Below are 23856 nucleotides of genomic sequence, written 5' to 3' on the forward strand. Positions count from 1 at the left end.
GGTGGAGCGGGGTTCCGGGCCGCGGCGGAGCTTGGGCGCGACAGGACAGGTGTCAGCGCCGCCGCGGCCCGGAAGTCTGGGGGCGCTCAGACGGCCGGGCCGCCGGAGAGCCGCTCGACGGAGCGGAGCAGCGCGGAGTGGTCGAGGCCGCCGTCGCCCTGGGCGCGCAGGCTGGCGACGAGCTGGGCCACCACGGCGCCGACGGGCAGCGCGGCACCGACGTTGCGGGCGGCGTCCGTGACGATGCCCATGTCCTTGTGGTGCAGGTCGATGCGGAAGCCCGGCTTGAAGTCCCGGTTCAGGAAGTTGTCCTTCTTGCGGGTCAGGACGGTGGAACCGGCGAGCCCGCCGTTCAGCACGTCGAGGGCCGCGGCCAGGTCCACGCCGGACTTCTCCAGGAAGACCACGGCCTCGGCGCAGGCCTGGATGTTGACCGCGACGATGAGCTGGTTGGCGGCCTTCACGGTCTGGCCCGAGCCGTGCGGGCCGCACAGCACGACGGTCTTGCCGAGGGCGTCGAACAGCGGCCCGGCCGTGTCGAAGTCCGCCTGCTCGCCGCCGACCATGATGGACAGGACGGCCTCGATCGCGCCGGCCTCGCCGCCGGAGACCGGGGCGTCGAGCACCCGGATCCCCTTGGCCGCGGCGGCCCGCGCGAGGTCCACGGAGGTCTGCGGGGTGATCGACGACATGTCGATGAGCAGCGCGCCGGACCTGGCGTTCTCCAGGATGCCGTCGGGGCCGTAGGCGATGGCCTCGACCTGCGGCGACGCGGGCACCATCGTCACAATGACGTCGGCGTCGCGCACGGCGTCGGCGATCGAGGCGGCCGCGGTGCCGCCCGCGGCGGCGAGCCGGTCCAGCTTGTCCTGCTCCAGGGTGTAGCCGGTGACGGGGTAACCGGCCTTGATCAGGTTCTCGGACATGGGCGAGCCCATGATCCCGAGTCCGATCCACGCGACCTTGGGGAGCGTGCTGCTCATGAGGGGGACCTCTCTGCTTGCGTCGGTACGTGGTGAGATGGGCCGGGCGTCAGCCGCGGGCCCCGGCGGGCAGCCAGTCGAAGGACTCGTGGCTCGGGCGGTCGCCGGGCTTGTACTCCAGTCCGACCCGGCCCTCGTACCCGGCCTTGCGCAACTGGTCGAGCAGGTCCTCCAGGGGGAGCGACCCGGTGCCGGGGGCGCCGCGCCCCGGGTTGTCGGCGATCTGCACGTGGGCCGTCCTGTCGGCGTAGGCGGCGATCACCTGCGGCAGGTCCTCTCCGTTCATGGAGAGGTGGTACAGGTCCATGAGGAACTTCGCGTTGCCGAGCCCGGTCGCCTCGTTGACCTCGTCCACGACCTCGATGGCCTTGGGGGCGCTGACGATCGGGCAGCGCGGCGACTCGGGGGCGTTCAGCGCCTCGACGAGCAGCACCGCGCCCACGCGGTCGGCGGCACGGGCGGCCAGCACCAGGTTCTCCAGGGCGAGTGCGTCCTGGGCGGCCGGGTCGACGCCGTCGACGCGGTTGCCGTACAGGGCGTTGAGCGCCGTGCAGCCGAGGGACGCGGCGAAGTCCGCGGCGACGTCGACGTTCGCGCGGAACTTCTCGCTCTCCTCGCCGGGGATCGACAGGGCTCCCCGGTCGGGGCCCGGCAGCTGTCCGGCGTAGAAGTTCAGGCCCACCAGCTGGACGCCCGCGTCCTCGATCGCCTGCTTCAGGGCGTCGAGCTCGGACCGCTCGGGGGTGGGGGTCTCGACCCAGGGCCACCACAGCTCGACGGCCTTGAACCCCGCCGCGGCGGCGGCCGCGGGGCGCTCCAGGAGCGGGAGCTCGGTGAAGAGGATCGACAGGTTCACATCGAAGCGCTGGTCGGAGAATCCCATGGGGCTTCCGCGCTCCTTCCGTAGTGCCGTGGCCGGGGCGCGGTGGGGCCCGGAGTGCCGGGGCCGTGGCGCCGTGGGGCTGATTTCGTATGGCGGAAGTTCGTTTCTGCTTGATGGAAGACTGCCTCCGTTCTGCGGAAGCTGTCAAGAGGGGCTGCCGCGGATTCCGGAGTCCGACGTAGGTTGAGCCCGTGCGATTGAGAGTGGAGTTCACGACCGAGCCCTTCGATCTGGACGAGGCGCCCCCGCACGCGGTGGTCGCCCGCGAGGTGGTCCAGGGGGCGGGCCTCGACGCCGTGGACGTCGGCCCGTTCGGCAACACCGCGGAGGGCGACGCGGACGCCGTGCTCGCGGCCGTCGACGCGATGCTGCGCAAGACCCTGGGCGCGGGCGCCACCCGCGTCTCCCTCCAGGTGAACGTCGTCGAGGGCGGCGCCGGGGAGGCTGCGGGATGACCGGTTTCGCGGATGACCCCTTCGCCCTCGCGGTGAAGCCGCTGGTGGACGCGATGGGCGGGCGGATGCTGGCCCCCGAGGAGGCGGGCGAGGACGACGTCGTGCTCGCCTGGGAGGGGCGGGACGTCCTGGCCGTGCGGCTGCCGCAGCTCGCCGACTCCCTGGACCACATCCTGCTCGCCCTGGAGCGCAAGCACGGCAAGCCCCTCGCGGACCTCGACCGCAAGGCCAAGCAGGAGGTCGTCCGGATACTCGAGGCGCGGGGCGCCTTCGCCGTGCGCCACGGCGTGGAGACGGTCGCCACGGCGATCGGCGTGAGCAGGTTTACGGTCTACAACTACCTGAATCGCTCCACGTAGCCGCCGTCGGACAGGCTCCCGCGGGCCCGTCCGACGGGTGCGGACGGGGCGTCCGGCGTGTGTGGACGGGGCGTCCGGCGTGTGCGGACGGGGCGCGAAGCGCCGGTGAAGCCGCGCCCGGGGACCCGAGGCCCTTGTTAACCAAAGTTTTCAACAAAGTGTTGACGTCGACTTTCGGACGGCGTTAGCTATGCCCAGCCCGTCCAGCACAAAGGCCCCGGAGGCCCCCGTGACTTCGAGCACCAAGACGCCGGGCCTGACCCGGTTCAACGCCCTCGACGAGGCCGCGGCGCGCTCCGCACTCCACGAGGCCTGCGCCTCGACCGTCTGGGGCGACACGATCCTGGCCCGGCGCCCCTTCGCCACCGCCGACGCCCTGTACGCCGCGAGCGACGCCGCCACGGCCGAGCTGACCGCGGCCGACCTGGCCGAGGCGATGGCGGGACACCCGCCGATCGGCCGCCCGAAGCCGGGTGACCCGACCTCGTCCCGCGAGCAGCGGGGCATGGCCGGGGCGTCCGCGGAGCTCAAGGCCGAGATGCTCGAACTCAACCTGGCCTACCAGGACAGGTTCGGCCACGTCTTCCTCATCTGCGCCACCGGCAGGACCGGGGAGCAGATGCGGGACGCGCTCAGGGACCGGATCGGCAACACGCCCGAGCGCGAACGCGAGATCGTCCGCGCCGAGTTGGGCAAGATCAACCGGATCCGCCTCGCCCGACTCGTCGACGCCGTTGAAGAGGACTGACGCAGCATGAGCACAAGCACCACGGCCTCGGTGTCCACGCACATCCTGGACACCTCGGCCGGCCGGCCCGCCGCCGCGGTCGCCGTCCGGCTCTCCGCCCGCGGCGGGGCAGCCGCGGACTGGCGGGAGCTCGGCGGTTCGGTGACCGACGCGGACGGGCGCTGCAAGGACCTCCCGGCGCTGCCGGAGGGCACCACCCACGTGCGCCTCGACTTCGCCGTCGAGCCGTACTTCCTGAGCAAGCAAGCCAAGCAAGCCGAGGCGCAGCAGGACGCCCCCGCGAATCGGGACAGCGGTGCGTTCTTTCCAGAAGTGGGGATCACGTTCGCCGTCAAGCCCGGCGAGCACTACCACGTACCGCTGCTGCTCAACCCGTTCGGCTACTCCGTATATCGAGGGAGCTAGCAGATGGTCGACTCTTCCCGCCCCGCCCGCCCTGTGGTCCTGGGACAGAACCAGTACGGCAAGGCCGAGAACCGAGTCGTGAAGATCACGCGGGACGGCGACACCCACCACATCAAGGACCTGAACGTCTCCGTCGCCCTCTCCGGCGACCTGGACGACGTCCACTACAACGGCTCGAACGCCAACTGCCTGCCGACGGACACCACGAAGAACACCTGCTTCGCCTTCGCCAAGGAACACGGCATCGAGTCCGCCGAGAGCTACGGCATCCACCTCGCCCGGCACTTCGTGGAAAGCCAGCCCTCCATCCACCGGGCGCGCATCCGCATCGAGGAGTACTCCTGGGAGCGCATCGCCGCTTCCGACAGCAACTCCCAGTTCATCGGCGCCGACGAGGTCAAGCACTCCTTCGTGCGCAAGGGCCAGGAGACCCGCCTCGCCCAGATCACCTACTCCGCCGAAGGCGACGGGGAGCCGCAGTTCGAGGTGCTCGGCGGTCTGAAGGACCTGACCGTCATGAACACCACGAACTCGGAGTTCTGGGGCTACATCAAGGACAAGTACACGACGCTCAAGGAGGACTACGACCGCATCCTCGCCACGTCCCTGTCGACGTGGTGGCGGTACACCTGGACGGGCGACGACCAGCGCACGCCGAGCTGGAACAAGTCCTACGAGCAGGCGAAGAAGCACATCCTCCAGGCCTTCGTGGAGACGTACTCCCTCTCGCTCCAGCAGACGCTCTACCAAATGGGCTCGCGGGTCCTCAACAACCGCGGCGAGATCGACGAGATCCGCTTCTCCGCGCCCAACAAGCACCACTTCCGCCAGGACCTCTCCTTCTGCGGCCTCGACAACGACGCCAAGGACGGCGCGGTCTACTACGCCGCGGACCGCCCCTACGGCCTCATCGAGGCCACGATCCTGCGCGACGGCGCCGAGGCCAAGATCCCGGTCGACATGACCAACCTCTGACGCGGGACGCGCGCCCCGCCCGCCGCAGGGGCGGGGCGCGCCACACCGGAGGGAACGACAGCTATGGCACAGCCTGCCGAAGGGCCGACCGACGGCCCGTGTTCCACCCCGCCGGACGCATGCCACCCGGTGGATGAGAAGCTCCACGTCTCGCGGCTCGTCCCCGCCGCGCTCCAGCACATCGCCGCCATGTACGCGGGTGTCGTCACCCCTCCGCTCATCATCGGGCAGGCCGTCGGCCTCGACGCCGCCGCGCAGACCCGGCTCATCGCGGCCGGCCTGCTCATCGCCGGACTCGCCACGCTCCTGCAGACGCTCGGCGTCAGGAACGTCGTCGGCAACCGGCTGCCGTTCGTCAACGCCGCCTCCTCCGCGGGCATCGCGCCGATGCTCGCCATCGCCGAGAACAGCGCCACGGGCCACCAACTCCCCGCGATCTACGGGGCAGTGATGGTCGCCGGGCTCTTCTGCCTCGTCGTCGGACCGTTCTTCGGGCGGCTCCTGCGGTTCTTCCCGCCGCTGGTCACCGGCGTCGTCATCACGCTCATCGGCGTCACGCTCATGCCGGTGCCCGTCGGCTGGGCCCAGGGCGGCGACAAGGAGGCCGCCGACTTCGGCGACATGCGCCACCTCGCGCTCGCCGCGTTCACACTCGTGGTGATCCTGCTCTTCCAGCGGTTCGCACGCGGCTTCTTCAAGCAAGTGGCCCTGCTCATGGGCCTGTTGGTCGGCACGCTCGTGGCGGTCCCGTTCGGGCTCGCGGACTTCTCCTCGCTGCGGTCCGCGCCGGTCGCGGCGCTGCCCACGCCCTTCGCGTCCGGGGCACCCGAGTTCCAGCCGGCCGCGATCCTCTCGCTGTGCATCGTGATGCTCGTCCTCATGACCGAGTCCAGCGCGGGCATGCTCGCGCTCGGCGAGATCTGCGAGCGCAGGACCGACGGCGCCACCATCACCCGGGGCCTGCGCACCGACGGCATCGCCACCCTGGTCGGCCCCGTCTTCGGGGGATTCCCGACCTCGGCCTTCGCCCAGAACGTCGGCGTGGTCTCGCTGACCCGGGTGCGCAGCCGCTACGTCGTCGCCGTCGCGGGCGGCGCCCTGATCGTGCTCGGCGCCTTCCCCGTGCTCGGCGCGGTCGTCAGCCTCGTACCGATGCCGGTGCTCGGCGGCGCGGGCATCGTGCTCTTCGGCTCCATCGCGGTCAGCGGCATCCGCACGCTGTCCGAGGCGGGCCTCGACGACAGCTCCAACATCGTCCTGGTCGCGGTGGCGCTCGGCGCGGGCATCATCCCGCTCGCCGCGCCCACCTTCTACGCCGACTTCCCGGCCTGGGCGCAGACCGTGCTCGGCTCGGGGATCAGCGCGGGCGCGCTGGTCGCCGTCACGCTGAACCTGTTCTTCCACCATCTCGGCACCCGGGACGGCGCGCGCAGCGACGTCGCGGCACTCAAATCTCCCTAGGGTCCTGCCGTGCCCTCCCTCGCGCTCATCCGGAGCAGAGGGACCCCCTCCACGCCACCCACCCCAGAAGGACGCACCATGGCACCTTCGGCAGCCCCGCAGCGCACCGTCATCGAGAACGTCGCGATCGCGACCGTCGACGCCGAGGACACCGAGTACGCCTCCGGCCACCTCGTCGTCGCCGACCGCCGCATCGAGTCCCTCGGCGCCGGCCAGGCCCCCGAGGGCCTGGAGAACGTCGTACGCCGCGTCGACGGCACCGGACACCTCGCCACGCCCGGCCTCATCAACACGCACCACCACTTCTACCAGTGGATCACCCGCGGCCTCGCCACCGACCACAACCTCTTCGACTGGCTGGTCGCGCTGTACCCGACGTGGGCGCGCATCGACGAGGACATGGTCCGCGCCGCCGCCCGCGGCTCCCTCGCGATGATGGCCCGCGGCGGCGTCACCACCGCCATGGACCACCACTACGTGTACCCGAAGGGCTCCGGCGACCTGTCCGGGGCCATCATCGGCGCGGCCCGCGACATGGGCGTGCGCTTCACCCTCGCCCGCGGCTCCATGGACCGCGGCGAGAAGGACGGCGGCCTGCCGCCGGACTTCGCCGTGGAGAGCCTGGAGGGCGCGCTCGCGGCCACCGAGGAGACCGTGCGGGCGCACCACGACGCGTCCTTCGACGCCATGACGCAGATCGCCGTCGCGCCCTGCTCGCCGTTCTCCGTCTCCACCGAACTCATGGCGCAGGGAGCGCAGTTGGCCCGGCGCCTCGGGGTGCGGCTGCACACGCACGGCAGTGAGACGGTGGAGGAGGAGAAGTTCTGCCACGAGCTGTTCGGCAAGGGGCCCACCGACTACTTCGAGTCCACGGGCTGGCTGGGCGAGGACGTGTGGATGGCGCACTGCGTCCACATGAACGACTCCGACATCGCCGCCTTCGCCAGGACCGGCACGGGCGTGGCCCACTGCCCGTCCTCCAACGCCCGGCTCGCGGCGGGCATCGCCCGCGTCCCCGACCTGCTCGCCGCCGGGGTGCCCGTCGGGCTCGGCGTGGACGGCACCGCCTCCAACGAGTCCGGCGAGCTCCACACCGAGCTGCGCAACGCCCTGCTGATCAACCGGCTCGGCGCCCACAGGGAAGCCGCCCTGAACGCCCGTCAGGCCCTGCGCCTGGGCACCTACGGAGGCGCGCAGGTCCTCGGCCGCGCGTGTGAGATCGGCTCCCTGGAGGCGGGCAAGCTCGCCGACCTGGTCCTGTGGAAGATCGACGGCATCGGGCACTCCACGATCGCCGACCCGGTCACCGCACTCGTCTTCGGCGCCGCCGCGCCGGTGACCCTCTCCCTTGTGAACGGCGAACCCGTGGTCGAGCACGGCCGTCTGCTGACGGCCGACGAGGACGCCATCGCCCGCACCGCGCGGGACGAGGCACAGCGACTCGCGCGCATCGTCGCGGAGCGCTGACCGCGCGGGCGAGCGCAGATGTCCGGCTGAGGGGGACGGCCCTCAGTCGGCACCCGTGGACCCGAGCGGGGTCCGCGGTCACCGGGCCCGGGGGTGCGCACGCCGTGTGCGCCCCCGGACCCTCAGCTCCCACCTGCTCCACAGCACCACCTCCCTGACACCCGCGTCACACGGTGACGCGTAACCGACCGGAGGGTCCGCCGTGGCCAAGCCAAGCTCCCGCACGGACGCAGCGACTGCCGCTGCGCAGCACCCTGTCGACGAGCGCCTCCCGGCGCTCAAGATGGCCACCACCGGCCTCCAGCACGTCGCCGCGATGTACGCGGGCGTCGTGGCGCCGCCGCTGATCGTCGGCGCGGCGGTGGGCCTGTCCGCCACCGAACTGACCTTCCTCACCGGGGCCTGTCTGTTCACCGCGGGGCTGGCCACGTTCCTGCAGACCCTCGGCGTCTGGAACATCGGCGCCCGCCTCCCGTTCGTCAACGGCGTCACCTTCGCGGGTGTCGCGCCGATGCTCGCGGTGGTGGACTCCACCAAGGACAAGGACGACGCGCTGCCCGTCATCTTCGGCGCGGTGATCGTCGCCGGGATCCTCGGCTTCGTCGCCGCCCCGTTCTTCTCCAAGGCGGTCCGCTTCTTCCCGCCCGTCGTCACGGGCACGGTCATCACCCTCATCGGCATCTCCCTGATGCCGGTGGCCTTCGGCTGGGCCCAGGGCCCGAACCCGGGGGCCGACGACTACGGTTCGCGCAAGTTCCTGGCCCTCGCGGGCATCACGCTGCTGATCGTGCTGCTGCTGCGCCGGTTCACGCGCGGCTTCGTCAAGCAGGTCGCTGTCCTGCTCGGCCTGGTGATCGGCACGCTGGTGGCGATCCCGTTCGGTGTGACGGACTTCGACCCGGTCACGCAGGCGGACGTGGTCGGCTTCCCGACGCCGTTCCACTTCGGCGCCCCGCAGTTCACGGCGGCGGCGATCGTCTCCCTGTGCGTCGTCATGGTCGTCTCCATGACGGAGTCCACGGCCGACATGCTCGCGCTCGGCGAGATCGTCGACCGCCCCGCCGACGAGAAGACCATCGCGGCGGGCCTGCGCGCCGACACCCTCGGCTCGGCGGTCAGCCCGCTGTTCAACGGCTTCATGTGCAGCGCCTTCGCACAGAACATCGGCCTCGTGGCGATGACGAAGATCCGCAGCCGCTACGTCGTGGCGACCGGCGGCGGCTTCCTCGTCCTGATGGGCCTGTGTCCGATGGCGGCCTCGCTGATCGCGGTCGTGCCCCGCCCGGTCCTCGGCGGCGCGGGCGTCGTGCTCTTCGGCTCGGTCGCCGCCAGCGGCATCCAGACCCTCGTCAAGGCGGGCCTGGACAAGGACAACAACGTCCTGATCGTCGCGGTGTCCCTCGCCGTGGGTCTGATCCCGATCTCGGCGCCGGAGTTCTACCACGCGTTCCCGGAGACCGCGAGGATCATCCTGGACTCCGGCATCTCCACGGGCTGCGTCGCCGCGGTGGTCCTCAACCTCCTCTTCAACCACATCGGCAGGGGCAGCGAGGACGACGAGGTCACCGCCCCGATGGAGCCCGGCGACGAGATCTCGCAGTCCCGGGTCCCCAAGCAGGTGACCGCGCACTGACCGCCCGGCGCGGGGGCGGCGCCCACGGCCCGCCCCCGCGCCCTCGGCGTCTCAGCACCCTCGGCGTCTCAGTGCCCCAGCTCGGCGAGCGCGGCCACCAGCGGCTCGGGGTCGAGCGGTCCGATGTGCGAGGCCGTCGCGAAGTTCCGTACGCGGAAGGGGTTGCCGGGCGTCCGCTCGTCCGCGGCGGCGATCATGAGGTCCTGGAGGGCCGGGGTGATGAGGCGGTCCTTGCCGAAGCGCAGATACGTGCGCGGCACCCGGCCCCAGGTCCCGGCCCCGCCGACGGCGCGGTCGGTGGCCACCCGGTCCGACTCGTCGGGCTGGAGCCCGGCGAGCACGTTCCGGAAGGCGGCGTCGGGGTAGTCCGCGCAGACCATCTCCTTGAACAGCGCGAGGTCCTTGGGGTCGCCGGTGCGCAGGTTGAGCCGGATCACCCCCAGGACCGCCGGGTCGCCGATGACCTGCTCCTCGGGCACGATCGCGTCGGCGGCCTCGGGGGTGCCCATGCAGGCGGTGATGGTGGGGAAGGCGGGGGCCGGGCAGTACGCCGCCATGTAGACGAGGTGTTCCAGGAGTTCGGGCACGGCGTCGGCGACCCGGCTGACGGAGACGCCGCCCATGCTGTGCCCGACGAGCACCACCTTGCCGCCGCGCGCGCCGCGGGCCGCCCGGCGCACCACGCCGGTGACCCGCCGCTCGAAGTCGTCGAGTCCGATCCGTCCGAGCGGCGTCGGCTCGGTCGCGAACGCCGCCAGGTCCTGTGTCTGGTAGGAGGCGGGAAGGTATGCCTCCGCTCCGTGGTAGGGCTGGTCCACCGCGACGACGCGGTGCCCGCGCAGGGTCAGCTCCCGGGCGATGGGGGCCCAGAAGGCGCCCGCGCTGTTGGTGCCGTGCACCAGGACGTAGGTCCGCGCCGCGGTGGCCGCGGCCGCCGCGGGCCCGGCCGCCGTGAGCCCCAGCGCCGCGGCGCCCACGGCTGCGCCGGCACCGCCGCGCAGGATGTTCCTCCGGTCAGTCATGGTCGCGAACGTAGAGAGTCCGGAGGTGTGCCCACAAGAGCCTTTGGGGCAGATGTGGCGCGGGGTGCGCGCGGCCCCCCACGGGCCGTGCGCACCCCGCGCCCGCGACGGGGCGTTGCTCAGCGGTCGATGCGGTACGACTCGCCGTAGACCTTCCATGCCAGCGGCGGGTCCAGGTTCAGGTTCTTCTTGTTGAGGAAGACGCGCTGGGCGGTGTCCACACGGCTGGTGTCCTCGTGGGCCTCCTCCTGCTTCATGGCCCAGACGCGGGCGTCGAGGAAGGCGTTCAGGTACTTGGTCTCGTCGCCGCCCTGCGCCGGGGGCTTGGCGCTGCGCAGGGCGCGCTTGCGGATGCCGCTGAAGCTGGTGCTGTCGCCGCCGTCGCCGTGCATGACGATCGCGTCGTAGTACGCGAACTGGCCGAGGACGCCGATGCCGTCGGCCTTGCCCTGCTTGACGGCCGGGTTGAAGTAGACGCGGTCGCGCTCGTCGTTCTGCGCCTGCTGGAAGGCCGGGTCCTTGGCGGCCTTCTCCCAGTCCTTGGTGTAGTTGGGGTCCAGACCCGCGTGCGAGTCGGAGCCGTTCACGCGGCGCAGCGCGGGCAGGTACTTCTCCAGGACGTTGCCGGGCTTGCGCTTGGCGTAGAGCTCGACGAGGTCGAGCATGTCGCCGGTGCCGGAACAGAAGCCGATGATCCCCGCGGTGTAGCCGCGCTTGTCGCCGATGTCCTCGATGTACTTGTACTGCGCCTTCCAGTCGAGCGAGGAGTTCTCCGCGCTGGAGACCAGCTTCATGGCGATCTCCTTCTTCGCCGGGTCGTCCAGGCCGACGGCGGCGGAGCTCGCCGGTGCGGTGGCGCGGGGCGCGGGCGCGGCGCCCGCTGTCTGGGTGGCTATCAGGGGGCTCGCTATCAGGGCGGCGCCGATCAGGCCGATGACGGTGCGCCGTGTGCTGGTGCGGTGGGGGGTGTGGTGGGAGTGCAACGGAACCTCCAGAGGGGGGAGTTCGTGGTGCCGTGTGCGGGCCGTGCTTTGTTAGGAAGGTTTCCTACCAGAAATCGAGGATGACGTATACCCGTCAAGCACGGTCCGGTGTGCGGCCCGGTGCGCGCCCGGTTGGCCGCCCGGCCCGGTCCGGTTCGCGGCACAGGAGTCACGGCGGTCCCCCGACGCGGCACGAGGGCGTGTCCCAAAGGGCCCACGAGCGCGCTCGCACATGGCCGGTCATCGCCCTAGTCGCTGCTCACGCTGGTCCGTACGATCCCAACACCCTCAGCCTCCGCTCATCGCACGCCGACCGGTCGCCGACCCGTGAGCGGACCGCGTGAGCGGACCCGTGCGATGGCTGAGTCAGTTCCTCCCAGCACACGCTCCATCCCCCACCTCGCGGCGGCACGCCCTGCGTGCGTGCCGTCACGGGCCGAAGCACTCGATGGGAGAACCACGAACATGTCCGCTGCACTGCTCGCGGGTGGCGCCCTCGCCACCCTGCTCGCCGCGGGTCTGCCCGCTCACGACCCGACCGAGTTCAGCGACCCGCCGCCCGACAAGATCGTGATCGAGATCGCGACCGTGAACGGCTCGGGCTGCCCCAGAGGGACGGCAGCCGTCGCCGTCTCCGAGGACAACACGGCGTTCACCGTCACCTACAGCGACTACCTCGCCCAGGCGGGCGGCAACTCCGCCCCCACGGCGTTCCGCAAGAACTGCCAGCTCAGCCTGATCGTGCACGTCCCGCAGGGCTTCACCTACGCGATCGCGAGCGCCGACTACCGCGGCTTCGCGTCGCTGCAGCAGGGCGCCAGGGGCATCGAGAAGGCGTCGTACTACTTCCAGGGCTCCCCGGACACCGGCGCCAAGTCCCACGTCTTCAACGGCCAGATAGCCGACAACTGGCAGGCCACCGACGAGACCGAGGTCACCCAGCTGGTCTGGGCGCCCTGCGGCAAGAAGCGCAACTTCAACATCAACACCGAGCTGCGGGTGGACGTCGGCACCTCGGACCGCACCAAGACCAGCTTCATGACGATGGACTCCACCGACGGGGCCATCAGCACCATCTACCGCGTGAAGTGGAAGGAGTGCCCGCGCTGATCCGGCTCGGCTGAGGTACTGACCAGCTAGTTCCTGGTGAGGGGGCCGTGCCTCCGGCGGGGCTGACCGCCGTCCGGAGGCACGGCGACGACACCGGGCCCCGCGTCAGCGGGACCCGGCGAGCGCGTCGCGCACCTTCTTCGCGATCGCGTACGTGTCTCCGGCGGGGGCCACGGCGAGGCGCCCCGGCTCGCGGATCCAGCGTTCCTCCAGGGCGAACCAGTCGAACGCGTCGTCGGGCTCGGGCTCGCGGCCCTCGTCGAGCGCGGCCCGCAGCGCGTCGAAGTACGTCGTCCAGCGCAGCCGGTACAGACCACCGACGAGGCCCGCCCACTCGCGGTTGGCGTAGTCCTTCAGGCCCGCGTCGGCCCCGGCGCGGGTACCCCACACGGTGACCAACGACAGCTGGTCATAGGCCAGTTGCTCACGCTCCCGGGCGTTGGTGCCCCACGCGCGGGCGTCCGCCACCCACCGCCCGAGCAGCTGCCCGGCATCGGTGGCGGCGAGCCGGTCGAGCAGGTCCAGCAGGTGCAGCCAGGTGCGGGTGAGCCGCTCGAAGCGGGCGGTGTCCCGCGCGTCGTGGGCCGCCTTGATCCGGGGCAGCAGCACGCGGCTCCGGTTGGACAGCGCCTGCCGCGCCACGTCGAGCAGGTCGCGCCGGTAGGCCGCCGAGTCCCTCAACTCCCTTTTCACCAGCAGGAGTGCGTCGAGCGCGGGCTCGAAGTCCGCGGCCGGATAGCGGAGCTCCTTCGGTGACCAGGAGGCGGCGGAGCGCACGGTCAGGCCGGGCCGGGCGCCGAACAGGCCGTCGGCACCCTCGGCCCACCCGTCGGCGCGGGTGGTGCCGTAGCAGGTGCGCCGCAGCACGTGCCAGGCGCGCGCGGCATGCGCGTCGGTGCCGCCGTACCGGCTGGTGGCCCACTGCGCGAACCACTCCTTGAGGTCCAACGCGCCCTGTCTCCAGGCGAGTTCGGAGAACAGCTCGAAGGCGGCCGGGTTGTTGTCGGCGGCCTCCGGCAGCAGCGCGATGCCGCGCAGGGCGCTGCCGTCCCTGGTGCGCCACCGCTCGTACAGCTCCGCCCAGTCGGGGGTGTTCGCGCCGAGCGCGGTGTGCCCGCCGAAGTTCCAGATCGAGCCGAAGGCGTACGGCGTACCGCCCCAGTCGGCCTCGCGGTCGGTGACGTGCGGGAAGCGGTCGGACAGACCGTCGACGACGAGCATGCGGTCCCTGTCGACGGCGTCCGTGAGGGCCTTCGGCGGGTTGTGCTGCCAGCCGAGGATCACCCACAGGGCGTCCGGGCGGGCGGTCCGCAGCGCCCGCTCGACGGCCCGCGCGGCCTCGCCCACCGGTACGTCACCGGGATTCCCGCCTTCGTGGAGCAGGTCCATCTTGTACATCGTGGACGGTCCGAGGAGCTCGCCCTGGACGCGGTAGAAGGCGGCGGCGACCCGCGCGAAGGGGTCGGTGCGCGGATCCAGCCAGTCGGGCCGCGCGAAGCCCACCCAGTCGCCCTGCGGCACGGTCCGCGCGCCCGGGTTCCGCGCGGCGAAGCCGGGCGGGACGGTGCCGAAGTAGCCGGGGAACACGGGCGTCATGCCGAGCGCCCGGAGCCGGTCCGCGATGCGCCGCCCGAGCCGGGCGCGGTGCTCCAGGAGCTGCCGTGACACCGGGTGCGGGAAGGACGCCATGTTCTGCAGCAGCCACCATGGCTGGTGCGCCGGGCCCGGCACCCAGGCCCGCAGCTCCTCGTCCCCGTACCCGAACTCCTGGAACACCCGGTGGCGGACGGCGTCCGCGCCCGTGTGCACGAGGACCTCGTTGTAGCCGTGCAGCGCGAGCACGTCGATCTCGCGCTCCCAGTAGGCCCAGTCGTGGTAGGCGTTCGTGTAGCCGTCGTTGGTGTCGTTGAGGGCGAAGCGGTGCGGGGTGTTGGCGCGGCCGGTGAGCGGCGCGCCGGGTGCCGGGAGCACCCTGGGCAGGGCGAGTTGGTGCCCCGCCCAGGTGATGTTGGTGTGGCAGACGTGCTTCAGGTAGTGGTACAGGCCCTTGAGCTGGACGGCCGGGGTCGGTCCCGTGACGGTGACGCGGCCGCGCGTCCCGGAGACGCGGTAGGCGTCCGGGTCCCCGGACGCCTCGAACGCGAGCTGTTCCGCGTGCCGGGGCAGCAGCCGCCGCGCGGCGGCCGCGGCGCCCCCGGGGTCCCCGCTCGGGCCCACGGCCGCCCGGGAGGCGCCGTCGGCGGCGTGCCTCCCGGAGCAGGCCGCGGCGGTCCCGGCCGTGCCGGCGAGGGCGGTCAGCAGAGTGCGGCGGGGCAGGGGGGACATCGGGGCTCCCGGGGTCGGGCGGGCGGGGCGGACACCGAGGTGACTCCTGCCCCGGACGCCCCCGGTTCCTAACCACCCGTCAGAGAGCGCGCGGCGCACACCACGCCGGTGAGCAAGGAGATTCATCGGATCGGAAAGACCGGAGGAGGCTGATTGGTGGAAGACGAGGGGAAGTTGGGCCCATTGACATCCGATGTATCCGCTCCTACGTTCCCGAGCGTCCCGTAGTCGAACAGGAGCCGCTCATGCGACGAAGAGTCACCACGCTCGCCCTGCTCCTCACCGCCGCCGCCCTGCCGCTGTCCGCGCTCACGCCCGCGCAGGGCGCCCCGCGGCACCAGCGGGCCGCAGGGCCCGGTACGGACCACGCCGCCGACGACCCCTTCACGGCCGACCGCACCGACTGGTTCCGCCAGGACCGGTTCGGCATGTTCATCCACTTCGGCGCGTACTCCCAGCTGGAGGGCGAGTACGCGCGCCCCGACGGCACGGTCTGCCGCAACGCCGAGTGGATCAAGCGCCAGTGCAAGATCCCGACGGCCGAGTACGAGCAGCGGGCGCGGTCGTTCGATCCGGCCGACTTCGACGCCGGGGCCGTCGTGAAGGCGGCGAAGGACGCCGGGATGAAGTACATCGTGATCACGTCCAAGCACCACGAGGGCTACGCGATGTGGCCGACGAAGGTCAACTCCTGGAACCTGCGCGACCATTCGTCGTTCGACAAGAAGCGCGACATCCTCGCCGAGCTGAAGCGCGCCGCCGACGCGGCGGGCATCAAGCTCGGCTTCTACTACTCCATCTGGGACTGGCACGACCCGGACTTCCCCGACCCCGCGACCTTCCCGAAGTACGAGAAGCGCATGTACGCGCAGCTCAAGGAGCTGATCGACAGCTACGACCCGGCGCTGCTCTGGTTCGACGGCGAGTGGGACACCGACGAGCCGCACAACCCGTGGACCGCCCGCGACGGCGAGCGCCTGGAGGCGTACCTGCGCGGCCTGAACCCCGACCTGGTCATCAACAACCGCGTCGGCAAGCGCCGCGTGGTCGACGGCGACTACGGCACGCCCGAGCAGGAGATCCCCGACGCCCCGGTGGACGGCCAGCTCTGGGAGTCCTGCATGACCCTGAACGACCACTGGGGCTTCGCCCGCTACGACCAGAACTGGAAGTCCGGCGGGACGCTGGTGCGCAACCTCCTCGCCACGACCTCGCGCAGCGGCAACTACCTCCTGAACGTCGGCCCCGACGCGCGCGGCCGCATCCCGCGGCAGTCCGTGGACCGGCTCAAGGAGATGGGCACCTGGCTGCGCACGGCGGGCCAGGGCGAGGCGGTCTTCGGCGCCCGCTACGGCGGCCTGGTCGAGGAGCCGGACTGGGGCACGGTCAGCCGCAAGGGCGACACCCTGTACGCGGCGGTCACGCGCTGGCCGGGCGCGGGCCGACCCCTGCACCTGCGGGCGCGTACGGACTTCACGGTCACGTCGGCCCGGGTCCTCGGCAGTTCCCAGCAGGTCACCGTCGCCAAGTCCGGCGACGGGTACGACCTCACGCCGTCCGGCGCGGCCACCAACCCCACCGCCACCGTGATCGAGCTGAGGACCGACCCCGGCCGCGCGTCCCGCCCCGGCGACGGCAAGGGCCTCAAGCAGGAGGTCTTCGACAACGCGGAGCTGTCCGGCACGCCGAAGGTCACCCGGACCGACCCCACGGTCAACCACTCCTGGAAGTACACGGGTTCACCGCACCCGTCCGTCCCGGCGGACCGGTTCGGGGTGCGCTGGACGGGCTCGGTCGAGCCGCGCCGCTCGGAGACGTACACGCTCACCACGGTCTCCGACGACGTCGTGCGCGTCTGGATCGACGGCAAGCTGGTCATCGACTCCTGGAGCCCGCACGAGCCCAAGGTCGACAAGGCCCGGGTGCGCCTGGAGGCGGGCAGACGGCACGCCGTCCGCGTCGACTACGCGGAGCAGACCGGCGAGGCCCACATGAAGCTCCTGTGGTCCAGCCCGAACCAGCCGCAGGAGGTCATTCCCTCGACGCAGCTGCGGACCCGCTGACCACGGCGTACTCGGTGAACGTGCCGCAGACGGCGAAGCCGAGGGCGCGGTAGACGGGCTCGCCCTCGGGGGAGGCCTGGAGCACCGCCGTGCGCGCCCCCGCGGCGCGCGCGGCGTGCAGCGCGGCCAGGGTGACGGCCCCGCCGTAGCCGCGGCGGCGGTCGGCGGCGAGGGTCGAGATGTTGTAGATCCCGGCGACGCCCGCGTGCAGGAACGCCTCAGCGCTGCACACCGGCCGCCCGGCGACGTACCCGACGAGGTAGCGCGCGGGCGAAGCGGCGGCGAGCGCTCCCTCGGCGACGGCCGCGTAGAAGGCGCGGACCGTCGCCGCCGGGGGCTCCCAGTTGGCGGCCAGGACCGTGGCGTACGCGTCGAGTTCGGCGGGCGTGGTCACGGGGCGGATCTCCAGGCCGTCCGCGTGCGCGGGCGGCAGGGCGGCGTCCAGGCCGAGGCGCATGCCGGTCTCGGTCCCGGACGCGGGAAGACCGGCGGCGGCGAGCCGCGCCCCGAGGTCACCCGGCGTCGAGGTGTCACCCACCCACCACGAGAAGGCGCGCCCGGTGCCGGTCAGCTCCTTCACGGTGGCGGCGACGCGGGTGTCCGCGCTCTCCTCGGTGAACCGTGCCGCCGCGACGATGTTGAAGGTGTCGTCGTCGATGCCGCTGTCCGCGACGACCAGGTCCCCGTGGTCGGTGACGGTGGCGCCCGGCAGGTACCGGTGCAGGTGCCCGGCGTGCGCGGCGAGGTTCCGCTCGACGGCGTCGAGCGGCTCCGGGCCGGTCGCGGTCCCGCTCACAGTCCCTCCAGGACGGTGTCGACGGTGCTCTCCAGGGCCTTCCTGCCGTCCCGTACGCGGGCCAGGACGCGCAGGCCGTAGTACGTGCTCTGCACCAGGCGCGCCACCTCGCGCGGGTCGCGGCCGGGGGAGATCTCGCCGGCGGCCTGCCCGGCCCTGGTCACCGCGCACACCTCGTCCTCGACGCGGTCGAAGCCGCGCCGCACCGCCCGGCGCACGTCGCCGTCGAGCCCGGCCCGTTCGATGGCCGCGTTGATGGCGAAGCAGCCCCGGCCGTCGTCCGCGTCCAGGTCGCTCTCCAGGGAGTGCAGCATCATCGCCCGCAGCCGCTCCTTGGCGGAGCCGGGGCCCTGGAGCCGCTCGACCTGCGCGGCGGTGACCGTGTCGTAGTAGCGGTCGAGCGCGCGCAGATACAGCTCGCGCTTGCCGCCGAAGGTGTTGTAGAGGCTCGACGGGCCGAGGCCCGTCGACTCGGACAGGTCGCGCGTCGACGTGCCCTCGTACCCGCGGCGCCAGAAGGTCTCCATGGCCGCGCTGATGACGCGGTCCTCGTCGAACTGTCGTGGCCTGGCCATGGGCGGACCCTACCCGTTTTGGAATACCTTTTCAAAACTGGCCGACGCCGAGGCGGGAGGCGTCGGGGAGGCCCGCCGCTCCAGGAGCCCCGCCCCCACCGCGGCCGCGCAGCCGAGGGCGGCGAGCCCGGCCCCGACCCACGCGACGGCCGCGTAGCCGTAGCCCGCGTCGATGGCGAGCCCGCCGAGCAGCGGCGCGAGCGTGTTGCCGACGTTGAACGCGGCCGTGTTGGCCGCGCCGACCAGCGTGGGCGCGCCCGGCGCGAGCGTGAACACCCGTGACTGGAGGGCGGGGTTGGTGACGTACCCCGCCATGCCGAGCAGGAAGACGAGCGCCACCACGACGGCCACCGCCGAGCCCGCCGTCAGCGCGAGCACCGCCGAGATCGCCGCGAGCGCGCCGAGCCCCCACGCCAGCGTGGCGACCGCGTGCGTACGGGCCGTCCGGCCGCCGATGACCAGGCCGAGCATGCCGCCCGCCCCGAACAGCGCGAGCACCGCGGGCACCCACCCCTCGCCCAGGCCCGTCTCGTCGGTGAGCAGCGCGGCGAGATAGCTGAAGGTCACGATCACCGCGCCGAAGGCGAAGGCCGTGACGGCGTACGAGAGCCACAGCTGCGGCCGCGCCATCCCGCGCAGCTCCGCCCGCACGGACGGCGCCTCGCCCCGCTCGCCGCCCGGCACCGCCGCCACCGTGCACACCAGGCTGACCACCGTCGCCGCCGCGACCGCCCAGAACGCGGCCCGCCACCCCGCCGACTGGCTCAGTACGGTGCCCGCGGGGACGCCGACGACGGTCGCCAGGGTCAGGCCGCCCGCGACCAGGGCCACCGCCCTGCTCTTCGCCTCGCCCGGCACGAGCGCCACCGCCGTCGCCACGGCCACGCCCCAGAAGCCCGCGTACGCGAGCGCGCTGACGATCCGCGTCGCGAAGAGGAGCCCGTACCCGGGGGCCACCGCGCCCACCACGTGGCCCGCCACGAACACCGCTTGCAGGCTCACCAGGGCCGTCCGGCGCGGCCACCGCAGCGTCGCCACGGCGAGCAGCGGCGCCCCGACGACCATGCCGATCGCGAACGCCGAGATCAGCAGCCCCGCGTCGGGAACGGACACCCCCAAGTCCGCCGCCATGCCCGGCAGCAGCCCGGACAGCATGAACTCCGATGTCCCTTGCGTGAAGATCCCGAGCGCCAACACGTAGACCGCGAGCGGCATGGGTGTCCCTCCCTGATGTACGTACGCTGTTTTGGAGCAGTCGCTTCAAAACCAGGGTGGACGGTAGCACGAGCCACGAAGGCACGCGCCCCGAAGGGGCGCGGGGAACTGCGCAACCAGCCACGACGAACCCGCAGGTGAACGACTTGCTCAGCCAGTGGTCTCCCAGGCCGTCACCGTGAGTTCGTCACCGACGGCGAGCTTGCCGGTGCGCAGCACCGAGAACTTCACGCCCAGAGCCACACCCCCGCCCGGCTGCCGCCGATACGTGGCCAACGTACGCAGCGGCTCGGGCCCCGCCCGCTCACCCGAGTCCTGGTCGACCAGGGTGACCGCGCAGCGCAGCGCGAGCTTGGCGAAGCCCAGCTCGGTGTTGCCGATGCCGACGTTCCTGACGGAGTCCTCCGTGTGCGGCGCGTCCCACCCGTCCACGACGACGTTGGGCCGCAGCCTGCTCAGGGTGATCGGGCTGCGCCCCGCGGCCTCGATGCGGGCGTTGAGGTCGTCGTACGAGGCCCGGGACAGCAGGTGCAGCGCGCCGCTGTCGGCGAAGCCGGACGTGCCGGGGTGCAGCCCGTCGGTGACCCGCTGGTGCTCCGGCGGCACCCGCACCAGACGGCAGTCCGTGCCGAGCACGTCCGACAGCCAACGGGCCGCCTCCGCGCCCTGGTCGACGGCCCGGAACGGCGCCCCGAACAGATCCACGTCGCGGCGCGGCGACGTGATGTCGACCTCGATCTCCAGCGGCTCCGCGTCCGGGGCCCGCAGCGTCAGGCGCCCGCCGTCCCAGCTCACCTCGGGGCGGATGACCGCGAGCCGGGCGTCCTTGCGCTGGGTGCGGTACACGCCGGAGCCGTCGGTCACCATGAACGCGCGGTCGTGCGCGAGGCCCGCAGGCGTCAGGTCGCTCTCCGTGAGCGTGACCCCGGCGCACCCCTTGACCGGATAGGTGATGAGGTCCGTGACTACCGCTGTCATGCCGGTCCGATCGCCGCGATGTCGTCCATGAGCTGCCCTTCGGTCGGTCCACAGGTGGGTCCACGGGGCGATCTTCCCCGTCCGCCTCAGCATCGTTCGCCGACCCGTACGGCATCAATGCCTTTTGCCCAATGGAAAGGATCACGGTGGGGGAGCACGGGCCTCTGTAACGGTCGGCGTCCGTCCGATCGCCCCGCGTACGGCGGCTCCGCCACAATGGCGGCGCCCTCACCCTTCCCCACCGGAGGCGCGCCATGAGGCTTCGCACCGCCGTGTCCCAGCTCTTGTGTGCCGTACTCCTCGGCGCACTCGCCTTGGTGGCAGCCCCCGCCGCGGGCGCCACCGCCGCCCCGGCGCAGACACCGCTGCGCGGCGGCACCATGCTCTTCAGCCCGTCCGGCCGGTGCATGGTGGCCTTCAACGCCACCAACGGCACCCGCCACTACGGGATCATGGCGGGCCACTGCGGCGCCGTGGGCACGCAGTGGTACGCCGACCGGGGCCTCACCGTCCCGGTCGGCGTCACCGAGGCGGCCGTCTTCCCCGGCCAGGACTACGCGTTGGTGCGCTTCACCAACCCCGACTACACGTATCCGAGCGAGATCGCCGCGGGGGCGCAGGTCATCCGCATCAACCGCGCCGCGAACCCCGTCGTGGGCCAGTCCGCGTGCCGCACCGGACCCACGACGGGGACGCACTGCGGCACCGTCCAGGGCGTGAACGTCACCATCACCTACCCGCAGGGCACGGTGAGCGGCCTCTTCCGCACCAGCATCTGCGCCGAACCCGGCGACTCCGGAGGTTCCGCCTTCGGCGGCGACGCCGGGCTCGGCCTCCTGGTGGGCGGCAGCGGCAACTGCACCTCCGGCGGGACGACTTACTACCAGCCCTTGGTGCCCGTGCTCAGCGCGCACGGGCTGCGCGTGGGCTACTGAGCGCCGCCCGCGTACGAGACGAAGTCGGCCCACGCCCCCGGGGCAACGGTCAGCTGGGGCCCGGCCCGGTGCTTGGAGTCGCGGATGTGGATGGTGGTGGGGCAGGCGGCTACCTCTACGCAGTCGCCGCTTCCTCCACTGCTGTAGCTGGACTTGTGCCAGGAGAGGGCTACTTCTACGCAGTCGTCGCCCGATCCGCCGCTGTAGCTGCTCTTGAACCACACCAGTTTGGGGGTGCTCATCATGCTCCTCGCATCCGCTCCAGCAGGCTCACCGAGTCTTCGAGGGAGAGAGCCTGTGAGCGCATCCTGGCATACCGCATCTGGAGCATGCTGACCACTTTCGGATCTGAGATGATCAGTCCGCTCTCCTGGCCCTCGTTGTAGGCGAACCACTTGTTGTCAGGCGTCTCCAGGAGCTGCATGGGGCCGTCGAGTCCGGCATGGCTCTCCTTCACCAGCGGCATGATCTGGACTTCGATGTTCCTGCGATTGGCGAGCTGGAGGACGTGGTCGATGACCCCCCGGGTCACCTCGGCCCCGCCCATGTTCCGCAGGAACAGGTGCTCTTCGAGGATGAAGCTGTACGAGGTGTTCGGCCGGTCCGTAAGGAGTTTCTGGCGCTCGACGCGTGCCGCGAGCTGAGCCTGGATCTGTTCGTCGCCCAGCGGTGGGAGCTGGTTGGCGAACAGCCTCTCCGCGTACGCGGGTGTCTGCAACAGGCCCGGGATCAGGCGGCATTCGTACGTGTAGAGGGTGACAGCCTCTTGCTCAAGCTGAGCCCACCGGCGGAACCACGTGGCCAATCCCCGCTGTCGAGAAAGCTGGTTCACCATCAGCCGCAGCGTCCCGAAGGCGTCCAGGGTCGCCTCCGCCTGGTCCACGAAGCGCGGCGGCGGAAAGCGCCTGCCCTGCTCGATGGAGGCGATGAAGTGGGTCGAGTAGCCGATCTCGGGGGCCAGGGTCTCTTGCGTGTACCCGGCCCGTTTGCGGAAGCTCTTCAGTGCGGCGCCGAACGCCTTGAGCCCATCGCTCGGTTCGGGCTCCTGTGAGCCCGGCGTGCTTGACGACATCACGGGTATCCCCTGACGCTCGCTTACCGTCCCCGCCAACGCGCCCATGCTTACGGGGAGTTACCCCCACTGTCTACGTTTCGCACTCGTACACTTACGGAGCGTACGAGTTTTGTGCCTCCCGAACTGCGCGTTCACACGGTCACCGTGGACCGCATGCCACCCCAGGTATAAGCCCCCACACCAGCACATGTGTTCACGCGGCGTATCAACGCCAGTCCGCGAGGAGCGCGCCAGGCGAGAACGCTCGCCCGCGACCAGCTGAACGGCTGGGGAATCCCTTACGACAGTGAACTCTCCGACGCGGCCGCCCAGATCGTCGCCGAGCTGGCGGCCAACGCGGCCACGCACGGGCGGGTCCCCGGGCGCAGCTTCGAACTGAGGCTGTTGCTGCTCGCGGGGACGCTGCGGATCGAGACGTCGGACACCCGGGCGGAGTGCGCGCCGCCGCCGGAGGTGCGGCTGCCGCCGGAGGAGGCGGAGTCGGGCCGCGGTCTGGTCCTCGTGGCGGCGCTGGCCGACGCGTGGGGCGTGGAGAGCCGCGAGATCGGCAAGACCGTGTGGGCGCGCCTCTCGCTCGGCTGAACAGAAGGGGCCCCGGTCACGCGCAGGGGGCGTGACCGGGGCCTGCTGGGTCAGGGACGGCTAGTCGGCGGGGCCGATGAAGTGGAACGACCAGGCCTCATTGGGCGTGTCGTCCTCCTGGGCCAGCTTGACGTGACTGCCGATGTACTCGGCGCGCACGACGAGCCCCTTGTCCGAGGTGATCTGGAGACCGGACGGGGTGGGCTGGATCCGCCAGGGGGTCGGGGATCCCTGGCTGACGAAGACCTCTTCGCCGGTGTAGGTCAGATACTGGTCGGACGGGCCGACGTAGGGGCGTATGTGGTACTGCCCCGGCAGGTCCTCGCTGGCGCGCTCGATGATCCATTCCTGGGCGATCGGGGGGATCAGCTCGGGTGCCGCGATGACGGGCCGGCCGTGCTGGACGGCGTGCGGGGTGGGAGTGAGGACGATCCGGAAGCCGATGTGGGCTCCGATGACGTAGCGGCCGTTGGGAAGATTGACATCGGGCATGGTCTTAGTCCTCCGCTTCTCCGGGCCGGACAGGTGACGGACGTCACCGGCCTGTACACCGGATCACTCTCACGGCACACCCGGCACGACAGGCAGACGAAATGCGGCCATGCGGGGCGATGGCCCTAAATGCCCGTCAGATGGGCGGATACCGCCAACTTCTCCCGTGCAAGAGGAGGGCGAGGGGGCGTGCGGGGCCACGCACCGGCGCACTCGCCCAGTGCCCCGCCGACCACGACCGCCCCGACAACGACCGGAACGGCCGCCGCGACCGCGCTCTTCAGGCCCGCCGATTGCATCCGCCCGGCGAAGCTTGTAGCCCGTCCGGCGTTTGAG

24 protein-coding genes are annotated in these 23856 nt (G+C 71.7%); 12 read left to right on the forward strand and 12 right to left on the reverse strand.

Annotated features, from left to right (window positions below; translation table 11 throughout):
* Nucleotides 1-86 precede the first annotated feature (86 nt).
* Nucleotides 87-983, reverse strand: a complete 897-nt coding sequence (locus C9F11_RS31775) for a 2-hydroxy-3-oxopropionate reductase (RefSeq protein ID WP_138962477.1) — start codon at nt 981-983, stop codon at nt 87-89.
* 49 nt (nt 984-1032) lie between these two features.
* Nucleotides 1033-1866 (reverse strand): TIM barrel protein, encoded by an 834-nt coding sequence (locus tag C9F11_RS31780; RefSeq protein ID WP_138962478.1) that lies wholly within the window; start codon nt 1864-1866, stop codon nt 1033-1035.
* A 191-nt stretch (nt 1867-2057) separates the two neighbouring features.
* On the opposite strand from C9F11_RS31780, the gene C9F11_RS31785 reads away from it, so the two are divergent.
* From C9F11_RS31785 to C9F11_RS31820, 8 genes are all read left to right on the forward strand, one after another.
* Nucleotides 2058-2321: a thiamine-binding protein gene (locus C9F11_RS31785; protein ID WP_138962479.1), complete on the forward strand. Its 264-nt coding sequence runs from the start codon at nt 2058-2060 to the stop codon at nt 2319-2321.
* A complete protein-coding gene (locus tag C9F11_RS31790) occupies nt 2318-2680 on the forward strand; it encodes a helix-turn-helix domain-containing protein (protein WP_138962480.1) in 363 nt (120 codons plus the stop codon). The genes C9F11_RS31785 and C9F11_RS31790 overlap by 4 nt, the downstream gene beginning before the upstream one ends.
* Nucleotides 2681-2909: 229 nt before the next feature.
* Nucleotides 2910-3428 carry a 2-oxo-4-hydroxy-4-carboxy-5-ureidoimidazoline decarboxylase gene (uraD, locus tag C9F11_RS31795; protein WP_171075891.1) on the forward strand — a complete coding sequence of 173 codons (519 nt, stop codon included), beginning with the start codon at nt 2910-2912 and terminating at the stop codon, nt 3426-3428.
* A gap of 6 nt (nt 3429-3434) precedes the next feature.
* Complete coding sequence (uraH, locus tag C9F11_RS31800) at nt 3435-3833, forward strand: hydroxyisourate hydrolase (protein ID WP_138962482.1); 399 nt, start codon at nt 3435-3437, stop codon at nt 3831-3833.
* A 3-nt stretch (nt 3834-3836) separates the two neighbouring features.
* Nucleotides 3837-4808 (forward strand): factor-independent urate hydroxylase, encoded by a 972-nt coding sequence (gene pucL, locus C9F11_RS31805; RefSeq protein ID WP_138962483.1) that lies wholly within the window; start codon nt 3837-3839, stop codon nt 4806-4808.
* Nucleotides 4809-4871: 63 nt separating this feature from the next.
* Complete coding sequence (locus C9F11_RS31810) at nt 4872-6269, forward strand: nucleobase:cation symporter-2 family protein (protein ID WP_138962484.1); 1398 nt, start codon at nt 4872-4874, stop codon at nt 6267-6269.
* 78 nt (nt 6270-6347) lie between these two features.
* A complete protein-coding gene (locus tag C9F11_RS31815; RefSeq protein ID WP_138962485.1) occupies nt 6348-7736 on the forward strand; it encodes an 8-oxoguanine deaminase in 1389 nt (462 codons plus the stop codon).
* A 202-nt stretch (nt 7737-7938) separates the two neighbouring features.
* Nucleotides 7939-9369, forward strand: a complete 1431-nt coding sequence (locus C9F11_RS31820; protein ID WP_138962486.1) for a nucleobase:cation symporter-2 family protein — start codon at nt 7939-7941, stop codon at nt 9367-9369.
* Nucleotides 9370-9437: 68 nt separating this feature from the next.
* Here C9F11_RS31820 and C9F11_RS31825 read toward each other — a convergent pair whose 3' ends face one another.
* Complete coding sequence (locus tag C9F11_RS31825; RefSeq protein ID WP_138962487.1) at nt 9438-10391, reverse strand: alpha/beta hydrolase; 954 nt, start codon at nt 10389-10391, stop codon at nt 9438-9440.
* 119 nt (nt 10392-10510) lie between these two features.
* Nucleotides 10511-11374 (reverse strand): chitosanase, encoded by an 864-nt coding sequence (locus C9F11_RS31830; protein WP_138962488.1) that lies wholly within the window; start codon nt 11372-11374, stop codon nt 10511-10513.
* A gap of 465 nt (nt 11375-11839) precedes the next feature.
* On the opposite strand from C9F11_RS31830, the gene C9F11_RS31835 reads away from it, so the two are divergent.
* The gene (locus tag C9F11_RS31835) at nt 11840-12484 is read left to right on the forward strand and encodes a DUF4360 domain-containing protein (protein ID WP_138962489.1); all 645 of its coding nucleotides are present in this window, start codon (nt 11840-11842) and stop codon (nt 12482-12484) included.
* A 105-nt stretch (nt 12485-12589) separates the two neighbouring features.
* On the opposite strand, the gene C9F11_RS31840 is transcribed toward C9F11_RS31835, so the two are convergent.
* The gene (locus C9F11_RS31840; protein ID WP_138962490.1) at nt 12590-14809 is read right to left on the reverse strand and encodes an alpha-N-acetylglucosaminidase; all 2220 of its coding nucleotides are present in this window, start codon (nt 14807-14809) and stop codon (nt 12590-12592) included.
* 245 nt (nt 14810-15054) lie between these two features.
* On the opposite strand from C9F11_RS31840, the gene C9F11_RS31845 reads away from it, so the two are divergent.
* On the forward strand, nt 15055-16872 hold the full coding sequence (locus C9F11_RS31845; RefSeq protein ID WP_138962491.1) for an alpha-L-fucosidase: 1818 nt from the start codon (nt 15055-15057) through the stop codon (nt 16870-16872).
* Here the strand turns inward: C9F11_RS31845 and C9F11_RS31850 are convergent.
* From C9F11_RS31850 to C9F11_RS31865, 4 genes are all read right to left on the reverse strand, one after another.
* Complete coding sequence (locus C9F11_RS31850; protein WP_138962492.1) at nt 16841-17668, reverse strand: GNAT family N-acetyltransferase; 828 nt, start codon at nt 17666-17668, stop codon at nt 16841-16843. The two genes, C9F11_RS31845 and C9F11_RS31850, sit on opposite strands and share 32 nt — an antisense overlap.
* Nucleotides 17665-18243, reverse strand: a complete 579-nt coding sequence (locus tag C9F11_RS31855; RefSeq protein WP_138962493.1) for a TetR/AcrR family transcriptional regulator — start codon at nt 18241-18243, stop codon at nt 17665-17667. Before C9F11_RS31855 ends, C9F11_RS31850 begins: the two co-directional genes overlap by 4 nt.
* A gap of 9 nt (nt 18244-18252) precedes the next feature.
* Complete coding sequence (locus C9F11_RS31860) at nt 18253-19458, reverse strand: Cmx/CmrA family chloramphenicol efflux MFS transporter (protein ID WP_138962494.1); 1206 nt, start codon at nt 19456-19458, stop codon at nt 18253-18255.
* 150 nt (nt 19459-19608) lie between these two features.
* The gene (locus tag C9F11_RS31865; protein ID WP_138962495.1) at nt 19609-20436 is read right to left on the reverse strand and encodes an MOSC N-terminal beta barrel domain-containing protein; all 828 of its coding nucleotides are present in this window, start codon (nt 20434-20436) and stop codon (nt 19609-19611) included.
* A gap of 254 nt (nt 20437-20690) precedes the next feature.
* Between C9F11_RS31865 and C9F11_RS31870 the strand changes: the two genes are divergently transcribed.
* Nucleotides 20691-21371, forward strand: a complete 681-nt coding sequence (locus C9F11_RS31870; RefSeq protein WP_138962496.1) for a S1 family peptidase — start codon at nt 20691-20693, stop codon at nt 21369-21371.
* On the opposite strand, the gene C9F11_RS31875 is transcribed toward C9F11_RS31870, so the two are convergent.
* Entirely contained in the window at nt 21365-21613 is a 249-nt protein-coding gene (locus C9F11_RS31875) for a DUF397 domain-containing protein (protein ID WP_171075892.1), read from the reverse strand. The genes C9F11_RS31870 and C9F11_RS31875 overlap by 7 nt on opposite strands.
* A complete protein-coding gene (locus C9F11_RS31880; protein WP_171076142.1) occupies nt 21613-22443 on the reverse strand; it encodes a helix-turn-helix transcriptional regulator in 831 nt (276 codons plus the stop codon). The genes C9F11_RS31875 and C9F11_RS31880 overlap by 1 nt, the downstream gene beginning before the upstream one ends.
* A 192-nt stretch (nt 22444-22635) precedes the next feature.
* Between C9F11_RS31880 and C9F11_RS31885 the strand changes: the two genes are divergently transcribed.
* A complete protein-coding gene (locus tag C9F11_RS31885) occupies nt 22636-23028 on the forward strand; it encodes an ATP-binding protein (protein WP_138962499.1) in 393 nt (130 codons plus the stop codon).
* 60 nt (nt 23029-23088) lie between these two features.
* On the opposite strand, the gene C9F11_RS31890 is transcribed toward C9F11_RS31885, so the two are convergent.
* The gene (locus C9F11_RS31890) at nt 23089-23520 is read right to left on the reverse strand and encodes a hypothetical protein (protein WP_138962500.1); all 432 of its coding nucleotides are present in this window, start codon (nt 23518-23520) and stop codon (nt 23089-23091) included.
* Nucleotides 23521-23856: the final 336 nt, after the last annotated feature.

Origin of the sequence: Streptomyces sp. YIM 121038, assembly GCF_006088715.1 — a bacterium.
In the GTDB taxonomy this organism is placed as follows: Bacteria; Actinomycetota; Actinomycetes; order Streptomycetales; family Streptomycetaceae; genus Streptomyces.